The organism is Mycolicibacterium chengduense (assembly GCF_033741155.1).
Classification (GTDB): Bacteria; Actinomycetota; Actinomycetes; order Mycobacteriales; family Mycobacteriaceae; genus Mycobacterium.
Genome location: NZ_JAWQNH010000008.1, coordinates 130835 through 154190, shown reverse-complemented (window position 1 = coordinate 154190; position 23356 = coordinate 130835). Strand labels below are relative to the sequence as shown.

Here is a 23356-nt window from a genome sequence, read left to right as displayed (position 1 = left end):
GCACCAAAACCTGCGGGGTGTCCGGCGGCTACCGGCGCAGTTCGATGAGCTTTCGGTCGCGCCAGCGCACCCGCTGGTCCCAGTCCTGCAGATCGAGCAGGGCGCGCCGCTGCGCGGTGACCTCGGCGACCAGTTCGGGGGTCCACGGATCGTATTGCCCCCGCTCGGCACCCATCCGCTCGTACGCCGGGCCCATCTTGGCGGCGTGCGAGGCGATACCGCCGCGGGTGTTCAGGTCGGCGGTTTCGAACGGCCCCATGAAGCTCCACCGCAACCCGAGCCCGCTGCGGACCACCTCGTCGATATCGTCGACCGTCGCGACGCCGTCGCGGACCAGGCAGTAGGCCTCGCGCAGCAGCGCACCCTGCAGCCGGTTGAACACGAACCCCTCGACCTCCTTACGCACCAGCACCGGGCGCAGACCCGCCGACCGGTACACCGCGACGGTGTCGGCCACGATCGCTTCCGCGGTCGCGGGCGAGGGCACCACCTCGACCACCGGCAGCAGGTACGGCGGGTTGCCGGGGTGGCCGACGAGGACGCGCGCCGCGATCTGCGGCGCCAGCCCCTCGGCCAGGGTGCTCGCCACGATCGCCGAACTCGAGCTGACCAGCGGGACATCCGCGTCGGCGAGGGCGGCGGCCCGTTGCAGCAGCGTCCGCTTGAGGTCGGCGCGCTCAGGCGCGCACTCCTGGACGAAGCCGGCACCGGCCAGGGCGGCCGGCAGATCCGTGGTGAAGGTGACGCGATCGGTGTCGGTGCCGAGTTGCGCGAGCCGCAGTGCCAGATCCTCGGCGGCCCTGGGCAGCGCCTCCTCGACCGGATCATAGACGGTGACGTCGAAGCCATTGGTGGCGAACAGGATCGCGAAGGCGACACCGATCGAGCCGGCGCCGAGGATCGCCACCGGCGGGTGACTCACAGCTGCCACCAACCGCGATCCCCGTCGTAGCCGCGCCGCAGGATCGCCAGCACGGCGTCGACGGTCAGTTCGCGTGGATTGTTGGCCGTCAGGCGGGTGGCCAGCATGGCCTGCTTGGCGACGTGGTCGAAATCGCCGGGCGCCAGACCCAGCGTGCGCAGATCCAGCGGGGCGCCGAGGGTCGCCAGGATGGCTTCGATCCGTTCGATCGCCGACTGCGCCTGCCGCTCTTCGGAATCCGACTCCGCCGCCACGCCGAGGATCCGGCCGATCTCGGCGAACTCCGGAATCCGGGCCGGCAGGTTGTAGCGCATCACGTACGGCAACAGCGCGCTGATGCCGAAACCGTGCGGGGTGTGGGTGAGCGCCCCGATCGGGGACTGGATGGCGTGCGCGCCCGCCGTGCCGGCGGTGTTGATGGCCATGCCCGCGCAGTAGGCGCCGAACAGGGTGTCGGAGCGGGCCGACAGATCGGTCGGGTCGGCGGCCACCGCGGGCAGTGACCCGTTCAGCAGGGCCAGTCCGGTCCGCGCGTAGACGTCGGCCAGCACGTTCTTGCCGGCGTACAACGTGGTCGCGAGTTGGTCGGCGTCGGGGTTCTTCGCACGCCCGGTGAACGACTCGATGAGATGGGACAGCGCGTCGGCACCCGAAGCGGCGGTCAGCCCGGGCGGGCAGCTCAGCGTCAGCTCAGGGTCGATGATCGCGGCGTGGGCTTCCAGGTGGGGGCTGGCCACCCCGACCTTCATGCCCTGGTCCTCGTCGAAAACAACGGAGATGCAGGTGACCTCGGCCCCGGTGCCGCCGGTGGTGGGCACGGTGACCACCGGGATGCCCGGGCCCGGCACCAGGAACTGGCCGTAATAGTCGCGCACGTCGCCGCCGTGGGTGAGCACCACCGAGGCCACCTTCGCCAGGTCCATGCACGATCCACCGCCGACGCCGACGATCGCAGCCACCTCGCACGCACCGAACCGCTCGGCGATGTCGACCACGTTGCGCCGGGGCAGGTCGGGTTCGGTCCCGTCGTAGACGAGCGCCGAAACACCCTGCTGGGCAAGTTCTTCGGTGATCCGGCCGAACTCCGTGCTGGCGGCCATCCGCGCGTCGGTGACGATCAGGACGCGGTCCCCGAGTGCGCCGAGGACACGCGGCAGCTGGCGGCGCTGCCCGGCGCCGAACAACACCATCGCCGGCTGCCGCAACAGGCCGATCCCGATCTCGTTGACGGTGCGGACGGGCGGGCTGAGGGTGTTCGTCATGACAGGCCTTCCTCCTCGTCGACCGTGAGGGCCAGATACTTCGGTTCGAGGTAGTCGTAGATGGCGTCATGGCCCCCTTCGCGGCCGAGTCCGGACGCCTTGGTGCCGCCGAATGCGGCGGCCGGGTCCGCCATGATGCCGCGGTTGATGCCGACCATGCCGAAGTCGAGTCGTTCGGAGACGGCGACGGCCCGGGACAGATCCTTGGTGAACACGTAGGCGGCCAACCCGTAACGGGTGTCGTTGGCGAACGCGACGGCCTCGGCGGTCGAATCGACCTCGTAGATGGTCGCGACCGGGGCGAACAGTTCACGGCTGCACAGCTGTTCCGGGCGGCCGGGCACCCGGAACACGGTGGGGGAGAAGAAGTATCCGGCGCCGGGCAGTGCGCTGCCCCCGGTCAGCAACTCGGCGCCGGCGGCGTGCAGCACGTCGACCAGCTCGAGCACCGAATCCCGTTGCCGCGCCGAGATGATGGGCCCGACGTCGACACCCGGGTCGAAACCGGTGCCGACGGTCAACCGTTCGGTCAGTTCGACGAACCGGGTGGTGAACGCCGCTGCGACCGCGCTGTGCACGATGATCCGGTTGGCCGCCACACACGCCTGGCCGGCATTGCGGAACTTGCAGACGACCGCCTGCTGGGCGGCCAGCTCGACATCGGCGTCCTCGAGCACCACGAACGGCCCGTCGCCGCCGAGTTCCATGGACGCGTTGATGATCCCCGGCGCGGCCTGCGCCAGCAGCGTGGCACCGACACCGGTGGATCCGGTGAAGCTGACCTTGCGCAGCCGCTCGTCGGCCATCAACGCCGCCGATACCCCCGCCGAGTCGGTGGTGTGCACCAGGTTGACCACCCCGTCCGGGAAGCCCGCCTCGCGCAGTGTCTCGACGAACAGCGCGCAGGTCAGCGGAGTCTCCTTGGCGCTCTTGACGATCACCGGGCAACCGGCGGCCAGCGCGGCCCCGGCCTTGCGCGCGATCATCAGCATCGGGAAGTTCCACGGCGTGATCAGCAGCGCCGGGCCGACCGGCTGATGGCTGGTGATCACCCGGTAGCCGCCGTGCGACGACGGTGCATAGGTGCCGTGCAGGTGGGCGATCTGCTCGGTGTACCAGAGGAAGAACTCGGCGCTCAAGGCGAATTCGGCGCGCGACTCGGCCAACGGCTTTCCGCTCTCGGCGGTCATCACCTCGGCGAACGCGTCGGCCCGCGCCGTCAGCAACCGGTGCGCGCGAGCGAACAGGTCGGCACGGTCCCGCGGGGTGACGTGCTGCCAGCGGGACCGGGCGGCGTGCGCGGCGTCCAGGGCCGCGAGCGCATCGGCCGGGGTGCCGTCGGCGACCTCGGCGATGGTGGTCCCGGTGGCCGGATCCAGCACCGCGAAGGTCTTCTCGGCCGGGCGCCACCCGCCGTCGATGAACGCTCCGGTGGGCACACGTCGGCCGTGCACGGTGGATTCGGCGGGGCCGGCAAGGGTGGTGGTCATGGAAGGCACGCTAGGTCCGGGATCCGGCCCCGGATTCGAGTGCGTCTTTTTGAGACAGTGCCCCGTTGCGACGCCCGCGGTGGCGCACCATCGCTGCGGTAGGGTGTGATCCAGATCGCTTTCGGGAGTCGATCCCGGCGGCGAATGCAAGGAGTGGACGTGTCGGAGCGACTCGGCGAACCGCGGTTCGAGGAGATCCGCGCGCAGTTCCTGTCCTCCGCCGATCAGGCGGTGCCCGCCGAGGTGCTGGCCTCCTGGCTGCGGTCCACCGACGCACTGGGCGCGCCGGGCAACGTCCGCGACGTCCCGCGGGTGGACGAAGACCTGCTGGACAACCACCTGCTGGAGATGTTCCAGGCACCGATGGCGCGCGCCGCCGAGGATCTGGCCGGTTCGGGCATGGGCCTGCTGCTCGCCGACGCACAGGGCCGGATCGTGCAGCGCTGGTCGCAGGACTCGGTGGCGATGAACCAGCTGGACCGGCTCGGCACGGTGCGCGGGGCGGTGCTCGCCGAGGACGTGGTCGGCACCAACGGCGTGGGCACCGCGCTAGCCGCCGGCAAGAGCGTGCTCATCCAGGGCGCCGAACACTTCGCCGACGTCTACCAGAACGCGCTGTGCACGGGGGCCCCGGTGTGGCATCCGATCACCGGCAAGCTGCTGGCTGCGGTCACCATGTCCACCCGGATCGACGAACGCAGCGGCCTGCTGCTGCCGTTGACCAATTCGCTTGCCGCCCAACTCCAACAACACGTCCTCGACGTCGCGCAGCCGGGTGCCAGGGCCATGCTGGCGGCGTTCCTGGACGCCTCGAAACGGCACGACGGCCCCGTGGTCGCGTTCGGTCCGGACGGGCTGACGATGCGCAGCAGACGTGCCGGCGAACTCACCCAGTCCGATGTCGATCTGATCGGCCATCTCTGCTCGGGACTGCGGCACGACACCCGGATGACCGCCGAACTGTCGGTCGGCAGCACGGCCGTCGACGTCCGGGTGCTCGACGGTGCGGCGGGCATGGTCGCCGCACTACGGCCCGCGCCACGCACGTCGGCGAGCCATCCCGGCCCGGCCGCCGACGCCCTGGTCGGGCAGACGAAATCCTGGCTGCATGCCGCGCACCAGGTCAGCAGGCATATCGCCGCTGGCGCCCCGCTGCTCATCGCCGGTGAGTCGGGGACCGGGAAAACCTCACTGGCACTGGGCCGTCCGCACCGCCTGGGCGCCATCTCCGGCGATGTCGCGGTGGTGCACACCGCGCAACGGCAGATCATCGGCGAGCAGGCCTGGCTGCAGGAACTGGCCGGCCTGCTGGCCACCGCACCGCGCATCATCATCCGCGCCGTGGAGCACCTCGACGCGCGGGCCCTCGATGCGCTGCGCGCCCTGATCGGTGACAGCACTGCATCGGTGCTGCTGACCGCCACCGCCGACAGCCAGGCCGCCGCCGAGGCACGCGCCGGCCGCCTCGGCGTGGCGATGGTGTGGGTTCCGCCGCTGCGCGAGCGCACCGCCGATCTGGGCGCGCTGTGGAATGCGTTCGTCGCGCACCGCTCGCCGGGCTTGCGGCTGACCCTGTCCGAGGAGGCCCGTCGCGCGCTGGAGGCCGCCGGATGGCCGGGCAACCTCGTCGAGCTGCGCACCGTGGTGGCCCAGTTGGTGTCCGACGGTGTGCGGGGCGTGGTGCGGCTGGACCGGCTGCCCGATGCCCTGCGCGCCCGTCGCTCGTGGTCGATGATCGAACGCACCGAGATGGAGACCATCCGGCGCGCATTGCAGGAGTCCGGCGGCAATCGCTCGAAAGCAGCTGAGCTGTTGGGTGTTTCACGCGCGACCATCCACCGCAAGCTCAAGACCTATCACCTGGACGGTTAGCCGTCACTGGGCCAGGTAACCGCCGTCGATCACCAGTTCCGACCCGGTGACGAAACTGGCCTCATCCGAGGCCAGGAAGACCACACCGTTGGCGATCTCGTCGGGCCGGCCGGCGCGGCCCATCGGGGTCTGGGCGACCACGAAGTCGTTGATCTCAGCCTCCTGGGCGTCGGTCAGCGGGGTTTTGATGAAGCCGGGGTGCACCGAGTTCACCCGGACGTTGTCCTTGGCATAACTGATCGCCGCGCTCTTGGACATGTTGCGCACCGCACCTTTCGTGGCGTGGTAGGCGTGCGCCCCGGCGACGGCGGCGTTTCCCCAGATCGAGGACACGTTGATGACCGAACCGCCGCCCTGGTCGATCATGTGTGGGATGACCGCACGCATGCCCAGCCAGGTGCCGGTCTGATTGGTGGCGATCACCCGTTCCCACTCGGCGACGGTGAGCTCGTGCAGTGACTGGTAGGCGATGATGCCCGCGTTGTTGGCCAACACGTCGATACGCCCGAAACGGTCCACGACATCGGCGATCACCGTGGCCCAATCGTCCTCGCGGGCGACGTCGAGCTGGCGGTAGTGGATGCCCGGCGAGCGCGGGCCGAAGGATTCGTCGGTCTTGGCGCGGCCGGTGGCCACGGTGACGGCGCCCTCCCTGGCGAACGCCTCGGCGATGGCATGGCCGATGCCCCGGCAGGAGCCGGTGACCAGGGCGACCTTGTCGTTGAGACGGTTCATAGGGGTTCTCCTGTCGATCGGGATGCGCCCAGCCAACCGCCGGCCGGCCGGGGGACGCGTGAGCTGAGTCACGGTGAGACAGCGGTGTGTCAATCTGCGACACCTGCCTGAGTGGCGCAGGGGTGCTCACACACTGACCGAGTGCGGCGGATTACGGCCGCGGTCAACCGAATTCAGGAGGATCCATGACTACGCCGCAACCGACGGATCCGCTGGGCGCCGTCTACGCCGAGTGGACCGAGGAGTTCGTCGCTCACCCCGATATGTCGCTGCGCCTCATGCGGTGGGTCTTCGAGGACTGGCAGCGGGTGACCACCGAGCCCGAAGACGTCACCTACAAGTCGACCGAATTCGGCGGTGTCCCCGGCATTCTGGTGCGCCCGCTGACCGCCGACCCGGCCCAGGTGATGGTGTTCCTGCACGGTGGCGGCTTCGCGCTGGGATCCTCGGCCAGCCACCGCAAGCTGGCCGGGCACATCGCCGCGGCGTGCGGGGCCACCGGTTTCGTCGCGGACTTCCGCCGCGCGCCGGAGCACCCGTACCCAGCGCAACTCGACGACACCGCCGCGGTGTTCGACGCGCTCGTCGACGCCGGGGTCGACCCGGCCGATATCACCTTCGTCGGCGACAGCGCCGGGGCGAACATCGCGATCGCGACGGTGCTGCGGCAGCGCACGCGCGGCGCGGCGACACCGGGTCTGGTGCTGACCATCTCACCGTGGCTGGACATGGAGAACGGTGGCGAGACCATCGTCACCAACAACGACACCGACTTCCTGATCACCCGAGAGGGGTTGCAGGGCAATATCGATCGCTACCTGTCCGGGGGTGCCAGCCCCCGTGACCCGCTGGTGAACCCGCTCTACGCCGAGTTCGCCGGCTTCCCGCCGCTCTACATCACCGCGGCCGACGTGGAGTCGCTGTACGCCGACGCCGCCCGCCTGCATGCCCTGGCCGGCGGTGCGGGCGTCGACGTCACCTTCGACGTGGCGCCCGGTCAACAGCACGTCTTCCCCCTGCAGGCCGGGCAGCTGCCCGCCGCCGACCAGGCCATCGCCACCATGGCGGCCTGGTACCGCGGCCGGCGCAGCGCCGGTGCCCACCGTCGTTGCGCCGCATCGGCGTCCGCCTGACCCCGAAAGGACCACCCCATGAACACCTTCGACGCCATCGTCATCGGGGCCGGTTTCTCCGGCCTGGCCATCCTGGCCCACCTCCGCGAAATCGGCTTGGACACCGTCGTTCTCGACGCCCAGGACGGGGTCGGCGGCACCTGGCTGGCCAACCGCTACCCGGGTGTGCGCACCGACAGCGAATACAGCTACTACTCCTTCTCCTTCTCCAAGGAGGTGCGCGACGAGTGGACCTGGACACAGCGCTATCCGGCAGGAGACGAGGTACTGGCCTACCTCAACTTCGTCGCCGACCGCCTCGACCTGCGCCGCGATATCCGGTTGGGTACCCGGGTGACCTCCGCCCGTTACGACGAGGCGGCGAACGCCTGGACGGTGCAGATCGAGGACGGGCAGCCGCTGGTGGCCAAGTACCTCATCAGCGGGATGGGTGTGCTGTCCCAGGCGATCTACCCCGACATCCCCGGCATCGACAGCTTCGCCGGCCAGAAATACCACACCGCGCACTGGCCGCGCGACGGCGTCGACCTTGCCGGCAAGCGGGTCGGCCTGATCGGCCTCGGCGCGTCCGGGATCCAGATCGTGCCCGAGATCGCGCCGCAGGTCGGCGAATTCGTGGTGTTCCAGCGCACGCCGAATTTCGTCGTCGAGACCACTAACGATCCGGTCACGCCCGAGCAGATGCAGTGGTTGCGCGACAACTACGACGACATCTACGCCAGGGCCGCGGCCCATCCGTTCGGGGTGGCGATGGAACCGGCCGCCCACAGCGCGCTGGAGGTGTCCGCCGAACAACGGCGCAGCATCTTCGAGAGCAAGTGGAACGAGGGCGGCTTCCACTTCGCCAACGAGTGCTTCAACGACCTGGCCACCAACCACGAGGCCAGCGAGCTGGCGTCGGAATTCATCCGGTCCAAGATCCGCGAGATCGTCAAAGACCCGGCGACCGCGGAGCTGCTGTGCCCGAAGACCTACTCCTTCAACGGGAAACGCGTCCCCACCGGGCACGGCTACTACGACGCCTTCAACCTCGACCACGTGCGGCTGATCGATACCGCCGACACCCCGATCACCGAGATCACACCGGCCGGGGTGCGCGTCGGCGACACCGAGTACCCGCTGGACGTGTTGATCTTCGCGACCGGCTTCGACGCGATGACGGGCACGCTGACCAACATCGACATCATCGGCCGGGAGGGAATCACGTTGCGGGAGCGCTGGGCCCGCGACGGTCTGCGCTCGAATCTGGGCATCGGGGTGCACGGCTTCCCGAACTTCTTCATGTCGCTCGGGCCGCAGACGCCGTATTCGAACCTGGTGGTGCCGATCCAGCTGGGGGCGCAGTGGCTGCAGCGTGCGCTGGCCTGGGCGCGGGACAACGACGTCGCGACGTTCGAGGCCACCCCGGAGTCCGAGCAGTGGTGGGCCGAGGAAACCGAACGCACCGGCCGGGCCACGGTGATGTACACCGAGGGCAAGAAGGCCAAGGCGTGGTTCCTGGGCGAGAACGTGCCCGGCAAGCGGGAGGAGTTCCAGGTCTACATGGGTGGCGGTCAGGTGTACCAGCACCACTGCCGCGCGCTCGAGGAGTCGGGCTACGCGTCGCTGCTGGCCGGGCGGGTGCCGGCCCAGTTGTAGCTGCGCGGCGTCGACGGGGCTGCCCGCCGGACGCGGCGGGCAGCCCCTGGGCTACACCGCCGCCGGGCGCCAGCGCTTGAGCCAGTCCGTCTCCGGCCACTCCTCGGCGGCGGCGAGCAGCTCGTACATGGTGGCCCCGTCCACGCTCTCGCGGATGATGTCGGCGTGCCCGGCGTGCCGGGACAACTCCTCGACCAGGTGCAGCAGCACCCACCGCACCGACCAGTGGTCGATGTCCTGTGGGAACCACGGCACATCGTGGGGTACGGGAACCGGGGTATCCGGGTCGGCTTGGGCGAACACCCGCAGGGTCTGCGCATTCTGCGCCACCAGATCCGCGAGCAGCCCGGCCAGCGTCTCGTCCTCGTGCATCACGTACTGGCCCTCGTATTCGGCCACCAGTTCCGCCATCGGACGGTCGTCCGGTACGGGGATGGCCGGCGCGTGCTCGGCGCGTTCGGTCCAGCCCCTCTGACAGTGGGTCACGTGCTTGATCAGCCCGCCGATGGACAGCGCGCTGACCGTCGGCGTGGCGCGCGCCCGCTCATCGGTCAGACCGTAAGACACCCCGAGGAACGCGTTCTGTTGGAAGGCCAGGAAGTTGATCAGGGTCTGGCGCTCGTCGGCGGCGGGGTCGGGCATTCCGGGCATGGTCAGCTCTCCTTGTTGGTGTGGATGTAAAGATCACGGATACAGGCGATTTCGGCTCCGTGGTGGATCATTTCGCGGTTGATGTGCAGGACCAGGGTGGCCATCGGGTGGTCGGCGTAGGGGCCCTCGGCCGGCCCGCAGGGGCGGGCCAGATCGGCCGCGGTGAGCGCGCGCACGCCTGCGATCCAGCGTGCATACGCGTCGTCGAGCTGGTCCAGTGCACCGGCCGCCGAGGTGGCATAGGACCAGGACTCGTAGTCCGCCGGCGGGCCGCCGAAATGAGAGTGATTGCGCATGGCCAGCACCCCGACGATGACGTGCGCGAGTCGCCACGGGATGGTGGTGAACGGTTCCGGTTGCGGTGGGGGATAGGCGAAATCGACGACCGTCCCGGCTGGGCGGGGGTGCACCGTCCAGCATCCCCGGACCGGCTCCCAGAAGTACTCGTCGTCGGTCAGGCCGTGCAGGCGTGGTCGCAGTTGGCGGGTCCAATGGAAATCCAGTTGGTCGGCCAGCAGTTCGGCGTCCATGCACCCACCTTGACAGCTCTATAGGACAGTTTCAGTCCTATGAATGGATCAGAATGGGTGACATGAGTACCGCGAGGGTTCTGCAGCTGCTCGGTCTGTTGCAGTCGCGCCGGGTGTGGACCTCCGAGGAGCTGGCCGAGCGACTGGAGGTCACCACCCGCAGCGTGCGCCGCGATATCGAGCGGTTACGCGACCTCGGCTACCCGGTGCACGCCAGCAAGGGCCACGGCGGCGGTTATCAACTGGGCGCCGGTGCCGCCCTGCCGCCGCTGCTGCTCGATCCGGACGAGGCCGTCGCCATGGCCGTCTGCCTGCGGCTGGCCGCCGGCGGCAGTGTCGCTGGCGTCGGGGAGTCGGCGTTACGGGCGTTGTCCAAACTCGACCAGGTGATGCCGGCTCGGCTGCGATCGCAGGTGGCCGCGGTGCACGACAGCACCGTCACGCTCACCTCGGCCACCCAGGACGCGGTCGACCCCGATGTCCTGATGACCCTGGCTCGCGCGAGCCGCGACCACGAACACGTCAGCTGCGGTTACGTCGACATCCGCGGCAACGCCACCCAGCGTCGGCTGGAGCCCTATCAGCTGGTGACCACCGGCCGGCGGTGGTATCTGCTGGGCTACGACCGGGACCGGGCGGACTGGCGCAGTCTGCGACTGGACCGGATGTCCGACGTCCGCGCGCTGGGCAGTACCTTCGTGCCGCGTGACGCGCCCGATGCCGCCGACTACGTACGCCGCGCGATCACCTCGTCGCCGTACCGATACGTCGCTCGGGTGCGCTACCGCGCCAGCCAGGACGTTGTCGCACAGACCTTTTCGGCCGCCTCGGTGCAGATCGAGCCCGACGGCCCGGATGCCTGCATCGTGACCACCGGTGCCGACGACCCGGACCGGATGGTGTTGTACCTGGCGATGCCGGGCTGCGAATTCGAGGTGCTCGACCCGCCCGAGGTGGCCCGGGCCGTGGGTGCCGCCGCCGAACGCCTCCGCAGGGCCGCCGACCGAACGTAAGGTTCGCATCATGCGCCACGGACGTGAGCCGAACTGCACCCCGGTCGCGGCCGAATCGACCGAGCTGTTCACCGGTCCGGCCGATGCGCCGCTGCAGATCGTCCGCGTCACCTGCCGGGGCGGCGCCGGTGCGGTGATCCGCATCGAGGGCGACGGACTGCGCGGCGAGGGGCCGGCCGTCGACGGCACCTGCGATATCGCGGTGCACGTGGACGATCCGGTGCCGGGGCAGCGCAGGCAGGCGCGCGCCGCCGGCCTGCCGTTCACGTTCGTCGTGGCCGAGCCGGGCTGGACCATGTACATGATCAGCCATTTCCACTACGACCCGGTGTGGTGGAACACCCAGGCGGCCTACACCAGCCTGTGGACCGAGGATCCACCGGGCGCGTGCCGGCAGACCAACGGTTTCGCGTTGGTGACCGCCCACCTGGAGATGGCCCGACGGTTTCCCGAGTACAAGTTCGTCCTCGCCGAGGTGGACTATCTCAAGCCGTTCTGGGACACCCACCCCGAGGAACGCGCCGACCTGCGCCGCCTCATCGCCGACGACCGGATCGAGATCATGGGCGGCACCTACAACGAACCAAACACCAACCTCACCAGTCCGGAGACCGCGATCCGGAACTTCGTCGCGGGCATGGGATTTCAGCGCGACGTGCTCGGCGCCGAACCCGCGACCGCCTGGCAGCTGGACGTATTCGGCCACGATCCGCAGTTTCCCGGAATGGCCGCCGAGGCGGGCCTGACGTCGAGTTCGTGGGCGCGCGGGCCGCACCACCAGTGGGGGCCGATGGCCGATCACGGCGACCCGGAACGCATGCAGTTCGCCAGCGAATTCGAGTGGACGGCGCCGTCCGGCCGGGGGCTGCTCACCCACTACATGCCCGCGCACTATGCCGCGGGCTGGTGGATGGACTCGGCGCCGACCCTCGCCGAGGCGCAGCGGCAGACCTTCGAGCTGTTCACCCGGTTGAAGACGGTGGCGCTGACCCGCAACGTGCTGCTGCCCGTCGGCACCGATTACACGCCGCCGAACAAGTGGGTCACCGAGATCCACCGCGACTGGAATGCCCGCTACACCTGGCCGCGGTTCGTGTGCGCGCTGCCCAAGGAGTTCTTCGCGGCGGTGCGCGCCGAGCTCGATGACGCCTCCCGACATGCCCAGGTGCAGACCCGGGACATGAACCCGATCTACACCGGCAAGGACGTCTCCTATATCGACACCAAGCAGGCCAACCGGGCCGCCGAGAATGCAGTGCTGGAGGCCGAGCGGTTCGCGGTGTTCGCCGGATTGCTCTGCGGGGCAAGCTATCCGCAGGCGGCGCTGGAGAAAGCGTGGGTGCAGCTGGCCTACGGCGCGCACCACGACGCCATCACCGGTTCCGAATCCGACCAGGTCTACCTGGATCTGCTGACCGGCTGGCGGGACGCCTGGGAGTTGGGCCGCGCCGCCCGCGACAACGCGCTCGCCCTGCTCAGTGCCGAGGTGGCCGCGCCGATGGTGGTGTGGAATCCACTGGCACACCCGCGAACCGATGTGGTGACCGCCCGCCTCGAGCAACCGTTCGGCGGCGTGGTGCGCGACCAGCGTGGCGATGTGGTGCTGTCGGTGGCCGACGGGCACACCGTGAGTTGGTTGGCCACCGACGTCGGATCCCTCGGCTGGTGTTCCTACCGGCTGGACGACGACACTCCCGGGCAGGCCTGGGAAGCGTTGGACGGCAATGAGATCGGCAACGAACATTACCGCGTCCGGGTGGACCCGCAGCGGGGCGGCGCCGTGTGTTCGGTGCTCGCCGCCGGTCGCGAGCTGATCGCGGCCGGCCGGGTGGGCAACGAACTGGCCGTCTACGACGAGTACTCCGCGCATCCCACGGCAGGGGAAGGGCCGTGGCATCTGTTGCCGAAGGGGCCGGTGGTCTGCTCGTCGGCGTACCCCGCGGACGTGCAGGCCTGCCGAAGCGAACTCGGCGAGCGGTTGACCGTTCACGGCCACATCGGTGACCTGTTGCGCTACACCCAGACCATCACGCTGTGGCGTGGTATCTCCCGCATCGAATGCCGTACCGCGATCCACGAATTCACCGGCGCCGACCGGCTGCTGCGGTTGCGCTGGCCCTGCCCGGTGCCCGGCGCCTTGCCGGTCAGCGAGGTGGGTGACGCGGTGATCGGGCGCGGCTTCGGTCTGCTGCACCGGCCCGGTGAACGGCACGCGGTCGATGCCGCGCAGCACCCGTCCACCCTGGACAACCCCGCCTACGGCTGGTTCGGGCTGTCCTCGATGCTGCGGGTTCGCGTCGGGGCGGGGGTCCGCGCGGTGTCGGTGGCCGAAGTCGTCACGCCGGGCGAACAATTCGATACCCGAGACCTGATGGTCGCCCTGGTGCGCGCCGGGGTCACGGCCACCTGCAGCGCGGCCGGCCGGCCACGCTACGGGGACCTGTCGGTGGACTCCAATTTGCCCGACGCCCGATTCGCCGTCGGCGGCCCGGACGAGAACACCTTCACCGCGGCGGTGCTGGCCACCGCGCCCGAGCACCGCCGGGAACTGGATCGGCAACTGGCCGCCGCCGGCACCGCCCGGGTCTGGGTGCCCGCGACGTCCGAACTCGACCAGGTGTGGGTGCCCGGTGCCGACTTGCGCGGCGTCCGCAGCTTGCCGGTCCTGATCGTCGTCGGGGGCCTCGACGCGTTGGTCGCCGATCTGGCCGACGCGGAGATCACGGTGCCCCAGGATGCCCCGGCCGGGCTGACACCGTTCGAATCGGTGACGGTGGCCCTGAGCAATCGCGGTGTGCCGGGATTCGCCGTCGATCCCGACGGCACCCTGCACACCTCGCTGATGCGGTCATGCACCGGCTGGCCCTCGGGCACGTGGATCGACCCACCCCGGCGCACCGCCCCGGACGGCTCCAACTTTGCACTCCAGCACTGGTCGCACACCTTCGACTACGCCGTCATCGCCGGGGAGGGGGATTGGCGCGACGCCGATATCCCGCACCGCAGCGCGGAGTTCTCGCATCCGCTCATCGCCGTCGCCAACCGGCGCGCCGGCACCGACGGCCTCCCCGCGCACGGTGCGCTCCTCGATGTCGATTCGTCCGGCGGCCGGGCCGCCCTCGGCGCGCTCAAGGCCGCAGGCAATCCCTACGCTCGCGGATCCGCCGCACCGGTGGACCCCGCATCGATCACCCTGCGCTTGGTCGAAACACACGGGCGCAGAGCACAATTCGTGGTCCGATCCGGTATCTGCACCGTGTCGCCGCTGACCGCCGCCGACCTGTTGGAGCGCCCGGTCGGTGCGACGACGACGGAGCTGCACGGCTACCAGATCTCCACCGTGGCCGGCCGGCTGGACGGAATCCGGATCACCGACGCCGATCATCAGCCGCTGGCTCCGGACGCCGAGGCGGCGCAACCGCTCTATGCCCGGTACTGGCTGCACAACCGGGGCCCGGCTCCGCTGGGCGGCTTGCCGGTGGTGGCGCACCTGCACCCCACCGAGGTGACCGCGACGACGGATCTGGTTGTGCGGGTGCGGCTCACCGCCGCCAGCGATTGCACCGACACGGCCCTGCACGGCCGGGTCCGGTTGGTGCTCCCGCCAAGCTGGACCGCCGAGCCGGGACAGCTGTCTTTCGTCCTGGCGCCGGGGGAGTACCTGGACACCGACGTCGAGGTGACCCGGCCGTCGGACTGTCCGCCGGGGCTGTACCCGATCCGTGCGGCCCTGACCGCCCGCGGTCGGCTGCCCCCGGCATGGCACCAGGTGGTCGAGGATGTCTGCCTGGTGTCGGTCGGTGCGTCGGCCGAGGCCGAGGTGCTGCGCCTGCTCTCCGGACCGGAAGCGGTGCGGGTGCGGGCCGGGGAGCGGGGCCGCTTGACGGTCACCGTCGGCACCGACGCGCACGCAGACCTGGCCGTCGAAGCACACCTGATCAGCCCATGGGGCACTTGGGAATGGTTGGGCCCGGCGGTCATCGGCGCCGAAGTGCCGGCGCGGGCAACGCTGCGGCTGGATTTCGAGGTGGCACCGCCGCCGTGGGTGGCGCCGGGCCGATGGTGGGCGCTGATCCGGCTGGCCTGCGCGGGCCGGCTGGTGTACTCACCGGCGGTCGCGGTGGAGGTGTTGCCGTGACGACGGTCGCCTGGGTGGCCGGCGCCCCGGTCGCCGAATCGGAGGTCGACGAACGCGAAAGGCGTTTGCGGGCAGGTCCGTTCGGCTCTGCCCTGCCGCGCCACGGAACCAGCGAAGGCAGGCAGCTGCGGCGCTGGCTGACTCAGCTACTGGTCGCCGAACGGGTGGTGGCGGGCCAGCCCGGCGCTGCCGATCCGCCCGCCGTGGGCCAGGTGCTGCCCGACGCCGCCGCCCGGCTGGAGATCGGCAGCATCGCGGCGGCGGTCCTGGACGATCCGCATGCCCGCGCGGTGTTCGCCAGGGTCACCGCCGCCGTCGACGTCACCGAGGCCGATGTCGCGGCCTATCACGCCCGCAATCCGGGCCGGTTCGGTCCGCGCCGGACGGACATCCCACTGGCCCAGGCGCGGCCGGCGATCGCCGAACACCTGCGCGGCGCCGCCAGGCGCGCGACCTTCCGGCGCTGGCTGGACGGACAGGTCGCCGACCTGGTGCGGCTGGCACCGGGTTACGAGCACCCCGGCGACCCCCGGCAACCGGACAACACCCACCGGCACTGACGTTCACCGGCACCCGACAGATATAGGCAGCCCATGACTCTCACCCTGGCCGTCGACGTCGGCGGCACCAAGATCGCCGTCGGCCTCGTCGACGCCGACGGCAGCCTCACCCACCGGGCCCAACGACCGACCCAGGCCGGCGATGCCGACGCGGTGTGGGCTACCGCGGCCGACCTGATTCAGCAGGCGCTGCGCCGGGCCGGTGGCACCGTGACCGCCACCGGTATCAGCTCGGCAGGCCCCGTCGACCTGGCCGAAGGCACCGTCAGCCCGATCAATATCCCTGCTTGGCAACGGTTTCCGATTGTCGAACGGACCCAGCGGCTCACCGGTGGCCCGGTGCGCCTCGGTGGTGACGGGCTGTGCATGGCGCTCGGTGAGCGGTGGCGCGGGGCCGGGGCGGGGGCGGCCTTCCTGCTGGGCATGGTGGTCTCGACCGGTATCGGTGGGGGATTGGTGCTCGACGGCGCGCCGTATCACGGACGCACCGGCAACGCCGGCCATGTCGGTCATGTCGTCGTCGAGGCGGACGGGGCGCCGTGCACCTGCGGCGGGCGGGGCTGCGTCGAGACCGTCGCCGCCGGCCCGCACCTGGTGAGTTGGGCGCGCGCCAACGGCTGGGCGGCACCCCCCGAAGCGGACGCCAAACAACTGGCCGCGGCCGCGGCCGGCGGCGACCCGATCGCCATCGAGGCGTACCGGCGCGGCGCGGCAGGTGTGGCGATGATGATCGCCGGGGTGGCGGCAACCTGCGACCTCGACCGCGTCGTCATCGGCGGCGGCGTGGCCAAGTCGGGGGCGCTACTGTTCGATCCGTTGCGCGCGGCGTTGCGCAGCTATGCCGGGCTCTCGTTCATCAGGGACCTGCAGGTGGTGCCCGCTGCCCTCGGCGGTGACGCAGGGCTGGTCGGGGCGGCCGCGCTGGCGCGGGCCTGACGGCCGTTTTGGCCGGGGAGCCCGACGTCGGCTATCCTTTACCAGTTCCACCGAAGACCGTCGGTCACCGAGTTAATCGGTTGAAGGTCCGGGATTTCCCGGCGGCCCACGCAGGAGGACGAGGTAACAGTATTTTCCTGTGCGCCCCGACCTGTCCTGTGTCGGGGCGTTTGTGATTTCCGGCCTTCGTGATCACCGGTTGGTGGACGTCCCAACCATCACGAGGAGGCAAGCATGGCCAAAGCTGACAAGGTCACCGCGGTCGCCGACATCGCCGAGAAGTTCAAGGAGGCGACGGCCACCGTCGTCACCGAGTACCGCGGCCTGACGGTGTCCAACCTTGCCGAGCTGCGCAGGTCGCTGGGCGCCGGCGCGTCGTACACCGTCGCCAAGAACACCTTGGTGAAGCGTGCGGCATCGGAGGCCGGCATCGAGGGTCTCGACGATCTGTTCGCCGGCCCGACCGCCATCGCGTTCATCAACGGCGAGCCCGTCGACGCCGCGAAGGCGATCAAGAAGTTCGCCAAGGACAACAAGGCGCTCGTCATCAAGGGCGGCTACATGGACGGCAAGGCGCTGTCCGTGTCCGAGGTCGAGCGGATCGCCGACCTGGAGTCGCGCGAGGTGCTGCTCTCGCGTGTCGCCGGCGCGCTCAAGGCGAAGCAGTCCCAGGCCGCGGCGCTGTTCGTGGCGCCCGCGTCCCAGGTCGCCCGCCTGGCCGCAGCTCTGCAAGACAAGAAGGCCGGCTCGGAAAACACCGACGCCGCCTGAGACCAACCACCACCAAAGAGATAAGGAATCACCATGGCAAAGCTGTCCACCGAAGAACTGATCGACGCCTTCAAGGAACTGACCCTGCTCGAGCTCTCTGAGTTCGTGAAGGTGTTCGAGGAGACCTTCGACGTCACCGCCGCCGCTCCGGTTGCCGTTGCCGCCGCCCCCGCCGCCGGTGGCGGCGCTGCCGAGGCCGCCGAGGAGCAGTCCGAGTTCGACGTCATCCTCGAGGGTGCCGGCGACAAGAAGATCGGCGTGATCAAGGTCGTTCGCGAGATCGTCTCCGGCCTGGGCCTCAAGGAAGCCAAGGACCTGGTCGACGGCGCTCCCAAGCCGCTGCTGGAGAAGGTCACCAAGGAGGCCGCCGAGGACGCCAAGGCCAAGCTCGAGGCCGCCGGCGCATCGGTCACCGTCAAGTAATTCGGTTCGTCGAGGGGCCGGGTCGGAAACGACCCGGCCCTTTCGTCGTTTGTGGAGCCCTTTCGTCGTTTGTGGATCCCGTTGTGGTGTGTGAAGCCCGCTGTCGGTGGTGACTTCCGTGTTGCTGAAATCCCCCGTGCGCTACAGTGACTCAAGCCACAGGCGGGGGTAGGCAGGTGGCGCGGTGAGCCGTAGGCGGAAGGAATTCGTATGGGCGTCCAAATCGACGTGACCGGGTTGAGCAAGTCATTCGGGTCGTCGAAGATCTGGGAAGACGTCACGATGTCGATTCCCGCCGGTGAGGTCAGCGTGTTGCTGGGCCCGTCGGGTACGGGTAAGTCGGTGTTCTTGAAGTCGTTGATCGGTTTGTTGCGCCCGGAGAAGGGTTCGATCGTCATCGACGGGACCAACATCTTGGAGTGCTCGGCCAAGGAGCTCTACGAGATCCGCACCCTGTTCGGTGTGCTGTTCCAGGACGGTGCGTTGTTCGGGTCGATGAATATCTACGACAACACCGCCTTCCCGCTGCGTGAGCACACTAAGAAGTCCGAGTCCGAGATCCGCAAGATCGTGATGGAAAAGCTCGAACTGGTCGGTATGCCCAATGACGGGCATAAGTTCCCCGGTGAGATTTCTGGTGGTATGCGCAAGCGTGCCGGTCTGGCCCGGGCGTTGGTGTTGGACCCGCAGATCATCTTGTGTGACGAGCCGGACTCGGGTTTGGATCCGGTGCGTACGGCGTATCTGTCGCAGTTGTTGATCGATATCAATGCTCAGATCGATGCGACGGTGTTGATCGTGACGCACAACATCAACATCGCCAGGACGGTGCCGGACAACATCGGCATGTTGTTCCGCAAGCACCTGGTGATGTTCGGTCCGCGTGAGGTGTTGTTGACCTCGGATGAGCCGGTGGTCAAGCAGTTCCTCAACGGTCGTCGTATCGGTCCGATCGGTATGTCGGAGGAGAAGGACGAGGCGACCGCGGCGGCCGAGCAGGCCATGATGGAGGCCGGCCAGAGTGATGGCGGTGTGGAGGAGATCGAGGGTGTGCCGCCGCAGCTGACCGCGACGCCGGGGATGCCCGAGCGTCAGGGTGTGGCGCGTCGGCAGGCGCGGGTGCGCGAGATCCTGCACACCCTGCCCGAAGCCGCCCAGGCCGCGATCCTCGACGACCTGGAGGGCACCCATAAGTACAAGGTGCACGAGTTCGCCGAGGAGCACACGCACCACGGTGCATCGGCGGCCACCGAGAACGAGGACTTCCCGACGGCCTCGATCCCGCGCGCCAGCGAGTAGTCCGCCGCGCGTCGGTAGCCGACGCGCCCAAGATGTGATCTTCATCACGGCTGTCTTGGGCGCGCTCGTGTCGGTGGCGACCACTACTATCCAAAAGTGCACAGCAGACCGCGTGTGAAGTCTTGACGGAAGCGCCCAAACGGGCCACTCTGTTGGGCAGCATGTGTAGACGGATAGCGGACGCCAGCCAGCGCCCCACCGGTATCACACGCGGTGGTTGAGGAATGCTGTACTGGCGCGAACGACGGCCATGCGCTATCGTTGGACGTTGCGCTGGCTGCATCCTGCCCACCCCTCATTTGCACCTGACATCGCGGACCTAGCCTGAGCCCTGCTCAGTGATCAGGTCACGTGCCGTGTGTCCGAGGTTCGGACTGTGAGAACGCCAGCCGAACCGACGCAGATATCGCGGCACTTCGGAACGGCACAGTCCGCCCCCGGAAATGTCGCATGAGGTGCTGGAAGGGTGCATCTTGGCAGTCTCTCGCCAGAGCAAGTCCGCTATTTCTAACTCCGTACCGGGAGCGCCTAACCGAATTTCATTCGCGAAGCTCCGGGAACCACTCGAGGTCCCGGGGCTGCTCGACGTTCAGATCGATTCTTTCGAGTGGTTGGTCGGCTCCGAGCAGTGGCGTGCCAAGGCCGTCGAGCGTGGTGACGTCAGCCCGGTGGGTGGCCTCGAAGAGGTCCTCGCCGAACTGTCCCCGATCGAGGACTTCTCCGGCTCGATGTCGCTGAGCTTCTCGGATCCGCGCTTCGACGAGGTGAAGGCGCCCGTCGACGAGTGCAAAGACAAGGACATGACGTACGCGGCTCCGCTGTTCGTCACGGCCGAGTTCATCAACAACAACACCGGTGAGATCAAGAGCCAGACGGTCTTCATGGGTGACTTCCCGATGATGACCGACAAGGGCACCTTCATCATCAACGGCACCGAGCGTGTCGTGGTCAGCCAGCTGGTCCGCTCGCCCGGTGTGTACTTCGACCAGACCATCGACAAGGCCACCGAGAAGGACCTGCACAGCGTCAAGGTCATCCCGGGCCGCGGCGCCTGGCTGGAGTTCGACGTGGACAAGCGCGACACCGTCGGTGTGCGCATCGACCGCAAGCGTCGTCAGCCGGTCACCGTGCTGCTCAAGGCGCTGGGCTGGACCAACGAGCAGATCGTGGAGCGCTTCGGCTTCTCCGAGATCATGATGGGCACGCTGGAGAAGGACAACACCGCCGGCACCGACGAGGCGCTGCTGGACATCTACCGCAAGCTGCGCCCGGGCGAGCCGCCGACCAAGGAGTCCGCGCAGACCCTGCTGGAGAACCTGTTCTTCAAAGAGAAGCGCTACGACCTGGCCCGCGTCGGTCGCTACAAGGTCAACAAGAAGCTCGGCCTCAACGCCGGGCAGCCGATCACCAACTCGACGCTGACCCCCGAGGACATCGCGGCCACCATCGAGTACCTGGTGCGCCTGCACGAGGGCCAGACCACGATGACCGCACCCGACGGCGTCGAGGTCCCCGTCGAGGTCGACGACATCGACCACTTCGGTAACCGTCGTCTGCGCACCGTCGGCGAGCTGATCCAGAACCAGATCCGGGTCGGCCTCTCGCGTATGGAACGTGTCGTCCGCGAGCGGATGACCACTCAGGACGTCGAGGCGATCACCCCGCAGACCCTGATCAACATCCGTCCCGTGGTGGCGGCGATCAAGGAGTTCTTCGGAACGTCGCAGCTGTCGCAGTTCATGGATCAGAACAACCCGCTGTCGGGCCTGACCCACAAGCGTCGCCTGTCGGCGCTGGGCCCGGGTGGTCTGTCCCGTGAGCGCGCCGGCCTCGAGGTCCGCGACGTGCACTCGTCGCACTACGGCCGCATGTGCCCGATCGAGACGCCGGAAGGCCCGAACATCGGCCTGATCGGTTCGCTGTCGGTGTATGCCCGGGTGAACCCGTTCGGTTTCATCGAGACCCCGTACCGCAAGGTCGTCGACGGTGTCATCACCGACCAGATCGACTACCTGACGGCCGACGAGGAGGACCGCCACGTCGTGGCGCAGGCCAACTCGCCGATCGACGACAACGGCCGGTTCACCGAGGACAAGATCCTCGTCCGTCGTAAGGGTGGCGAGGTCGAGTTCGTCTCGGCCACCGAGGTGGACTACATGGACGTCTCGCCGCGCCAGATGGTGTCGGTCGCGACGGCGATGATCCCGTTCCTCGAGCATGACGACGCCAACCGTGCCCTGATGGGTGCCAACATGCAGCGCCAGGCGGTTCCGCTGGTGCGTAGCGAGGCCCCGCTGGTCGGTACCGGTATGGAGCTGCGCGCGGCCATCGACGCCGGCGATGTCGTGGTTGCCGAGAAGGCCGGCGTGGTGGAAGAGGTCTCGGCCGACTACATCACCGTGATGGCCGACGACGGCACCCGCCGCAGCTACGTGTTGCGCAAGTTCAACCGCTCCAACCACGGCACGTGCGCCAACCAGCGCCCGATCGTGGATCACGGGCAGCGGGTGGAGGTGGGCCAGGTGCTCGCCGACGGTCCCTGCACCGAGAACGGTGAGATGGCGCTCGGCAAGAACCTGCTCGTGGCGATCATGCCGTGGGAGGGCCACAACTACGAGGACGCGATCATCCTCTCCAACCGCCTGGTGGAAGAGGACGTGCTCACCTCGATTCACATCGAAGAGCACGAGATCGATGCCCGCGACACCAAGCTGGGCGCCGAGGAGATCACCCGGGACATCCCGAACGTCTCCGACGAGGTGCTGGCCGATCTCGACGAGCGCGGCATCATCCGCATCGGTGCCGAGGTCCGCGACGGCGACATCCTGGTCGGCAAGGTCACCCCGAAGGGTGAGACCGAGCTGACCCCCGAGGAGCGCCTGCTGCGTGCCATCTTCGGCGAGAAGGCCCGCGAGGTCCGCGACACGTCGCTCAAGGTGCCGCACGGTGAGTCCGGCAAGGTCATCGGCATCCGGGTGTTCTCCCGCGAGGACGACGACGAGCTGCCGGCCGGTGTCAACGAGCTGGTCCGCGTCTACGTGGCCCAGAAGCGCAAGATCTCCGACGGCGACAAGCTCGCCGGACGCCACGGCAACAAGGGCGTCATCGGCAAGATCCTGCCCGTCGAGGACATGCCGTTCATGCCCGATGGCACCCCGGTGGACATCATCCTGAACACCCACGGTGTGCCGCGTCGTATGAACATCGGCCAGATCCTGGAGACCCACCTCGGGTGGGTGGCCAAGGCCGGCTGGAACATCGAAGGGTCGCCCGAGTGGGCAGGCAACCTCCCCGAGGACCTGCTGTCCGCGCCGGCCGACTCCATCGTGTCCACCCCGGTGTTCGACGGTGCCCGCGAGGCGGAGCTGCAGGGCCTGCTCGGCTCGACGCTGCCGAACCGCGACGGTGAGGTCATGGTCGACGCCGACGGCAAGGCGCGGCTGTTCGACGGACGCAGTGGCGAACCGTTCCCGTACCCGGTGACGGTCGGCTACATGTACATCCTGAAGCTGCACCACCTGGTGGACGACAAGATCCACGCGCGCTCCACCGGCCCGTACTCGATGATCACCCAGCAGCCGCTCGGTGGTAAGGCGCAGTTCGGTGGTCAGCGCTTCGGTGAGATGGAGTGCTGGGCCATGCAGGCCTACGGTGCGGCGTACACGCTGCAGGAGCTGCTCACCATCAAGTCCGATGACACGGTGGGCCGCGTGAAGGTGTACGAGGCGATCGTCAAGGGCGAGAACATCCCCGAACCCGGTATCCCGGAGTCGTTCAAGGTGCTTCTCAAGGAGCTGCAGTCGCTGTGCCTGAACGTCGAGGTCCTGTCTTCTGACGGAGCCGCGATCGAGATGCGTGACGGTGACGACGAGGACCTGGAGCGTGCTGCTGCCAACCTCGGAATCAACTTGTCCCGCAACGAATCCGCTTCTGTCGAAGATCTGGCCTGATCGCGGCGGAGCCGCGGCGCTGATTATTTATCT

General features: G+C 68.7%; 17 protein-coding genes. 11 read left to right on the top strand and 6 right to left on the bottom strand.

The window, feature by feature from the left end; translation table 11 throughout:
• Positions 1 to 28: 28 nt before the first annotated feature.
• The 3 genes from SBI67_RS26690 to SBI67_RS26680 are packed head-to-tail and all read right to left on the bottom strand — an operon-like array spanning position 29 to position 3674.
• Positions 29 to 931, bottom strand: coding sequence for a 3-hydroxyacyl-CoA dehydrogenase (locus SBI67_RS26690; RefSeq protein ID WP_318983466.1), 903 nt, complete (start codon positions 929 to 931; stop codon positions 29 to 31).
• A complete protein-coding gene (locus tag SBI67_RS26685) occupies positions 919 to 2184 on the bottom strand; it encodes an iron-containing alcohol dehydrogenase (protein WP_318983465.1) in 1266 nt (421 codons plus the stop codon). The genes SBI67_RS26690 and SBI67_RS26685 overlap by 13 nt, the downstream gene beginning before the upstream one ends.
• Positions 2181 to 3674, bottom strand: a complete 1494-nt coding sequence (locus SBI67_RS26680; protein WP_318983464.1) for an NAD-dependent succinate-semialdehyde dehydrogenase — start codon at positions 3672 to 3674, stop codon at positions 2181 to 2183. Before SBI67_RS26680 ends, SBI67_RS26685 begins: the two co-directional genes overlap by 4 nt.
• A 159-nt stretch (positions 3675 to 3833) precedes the next feature.
• Between SBI67_RS26680 and SBI67_RS26675 the strand changes: the two genes are divergently transcribed.
• Positions 3834 to 5546: a sigma-54-dependent Fis family transcriptional regulator gene (locus SBI67_RS26675; protein WP_318983463.1), complete on the top strand. Its 1713-nt coding sequence runs from the start codon at positions 3834 to 3836 to the stop codon at positions 5544 to 5546.
• Positions 5547 to 5549: 3 nt separating this feature from the next.
• Here SBI67_RS26675 and SBI67_RS26670 read toward each other — a convergent pair whose 3' ends face one another.
• Complete coding sequence (locus SBI67_RS26670) at positions 5550 to 6281, bottom strand: SDR family NAD(P)-dependent oxidoreductase (RefSeq protein ID WP_318983462.1); 732 nt, start codon at positions 6279 to 6281, stop codon at positions 5550 to 5552.
• A 185-nt stretch (positions 6282 to 6466) separates the two neighbouring features.
• Here SBI67_RS26670 and SBI67_RS26665 point away from each other — a divergent pair, with 185 nt between their 5' ends.
• Both SBI67_RS26665 and SBI67_RS26660 read left to right on the top strand, forming a co-directional pair.
• Positions 6467 to 7414, top strand: coding sequence for an alpha/beta hydrolase (locus tag SBI67_RS26665; protein ID WP_318983461.1), 948 nt, complete (start codon positions 6467 to 6469; stop codon positions 7412 to 7414).
• Between the two features lie 18 nt (positions 7415 to 7432).
• On the top strand, positions 7433 to 9052 hold the full coding sequence (locus tag SBI67_RS26660; protein WP_318983460.1) for a flavin-containing monooxygenase: 1620 nt from the start codon (positions 7433 to 7435) through the stop codon (positions 9050 to 9052).
• Between the two features lie 51 nt (positions 9053 to 9103).
• Here the strand turns inward: SBI67_RS26660 and SBI67_RS26655 are convergent, their stop codons facing one another.
• Positions 9104 to 9703, bottom strand: coding sequence for a DinB family protein (locus tag SBI67_RS26655; protein WP_318983459.1), 600 nt, complete (start codon positions 9701 to 9703; stop codon positions 9104 to 9106).
• A 2-nt stretch (positions 9704 to 9705) separates the two neighbouring features.
• Entirely contained in the window at positions 9706 to 10233 is a 528-nt protein-coding gene (locus SBI67_RS26650) for a DinB family protein (protein ID WP_318983458.1), read from the bottom strand.
• A 62-nt stretch (positions 10234 to 10295) separates the two neighbouring features.
• Between SBI67_RS26650 and SBI67_RS26645 the strand changes: the two genes are divergently transcribed.
• The 8 genes from SBI67_RS26645 (at position 10296) to rpoB (ending at position 23323) form a co-directional block, all read left to right on the top strand.
• Positions 10296 to 11246 (top strand): helix-turn-helix transcriptional regulator, encoded by a 951-nt coding sequence (locus SBI67_RS26645; RefSeq protein ID WP_413232570.1) that lies wholly within the window; start codon positions 10296 to 10298, stop codon positions 11244 to 11246.
• A 10-nt stretch (positions 11247 to 11256) separates the two neighbouring features.
• The gene (locus SBI67_RS26640) at positions 11257 to 15384 is read left to right on the top strand and encodes a glycoside hydrolase family 38 N-terminal domain-containing protein (protein ID WP_318983456.1); all 4128 of its coding nucleotides are present in this window, start codon (positions 11257 to 11259) and stop codon (positions 15382 to 15384) included.
• The gene (locus tag SBI67_RS26635) at positions 15381 to 15944 is read left to right on the top strand and encodes a DUF7158 domain-containing protein (protein ID WP_318983455.1); all 564 of its coding nucleotides are present in this window, start codon (positions 15381 to 15383) and stop codon (positions 15942 to 15944) included. The genes SBI67_RS26640 and SBI67_RS26635 overlap by 4 nt, the downstream gene beginning before the upstream one ends.
• A 33-nt stretch (positions 15945 to 15977) precedes the next feature.
• On the top strand, positions 15978 to 16880 hold the full coding sequence (locus SBI67_RS26630; RefSeq protein WP_318983454.1) for an ROK family protein: 903 nt from the start codon (positions 15978 to 15980) through the stop codon (positions 16878 to 16880).
• Positions 16881 to 17114: 234 nt separating this feature from the next.
• Positions 17115 to 17651: a 50S ribosomal protein L10 gene (rplJ, locus tag SBI67_RS26625; RefSeq protein ID WP_318983453.1), complete on the top strand. Its 537-nt coding sequence runs from the start codon at positions 17115 to 17117 to the stop codon at positions 17649 to 17651.
• Between the two features lie 33 nt (positions 17652 to 17684).
• Entirely contained in the window at positions 17685 to 18074 is a 390-nt protein-coding gene (gene rplL, locus SBI67_RS26620) for a 50S ribosomal protein L7/L12 (protein ID WP_318983452.1), read from the top strand.
• 210 nt (positions 18075 to 18284) lie between these two features.
• Positions 18285 to 19373 carry an ABC transporter ATP-binding protein gene (locus tag SBI67_RS26615; RefSeq protein WP_318983451.1) on the top strand — a complete coding sequence of 363 codons (1089 nt, stop codon included), beginning with the start codon at positions 18285 to 18287 and terminating at the stop codon, positions 19371 to 19373.
• 455 nt (positions 19374 to 19828) lie between these two features.
• The gene (rpoB, locus tag SBI67_RS26610; protein WP_318983514.1) at positions 19829 to 23323 is read left to right on the top strand and encodes a DNA-directed RNA polymerase subunit beta; all 3495 of its coding nucleotides are present in this window, start codon (positions 19829 to 19831) and stop codon (positions 23321 to 23323) included.
• Positions 23324 to 23356: the final 33 nt, after the last annotated feature.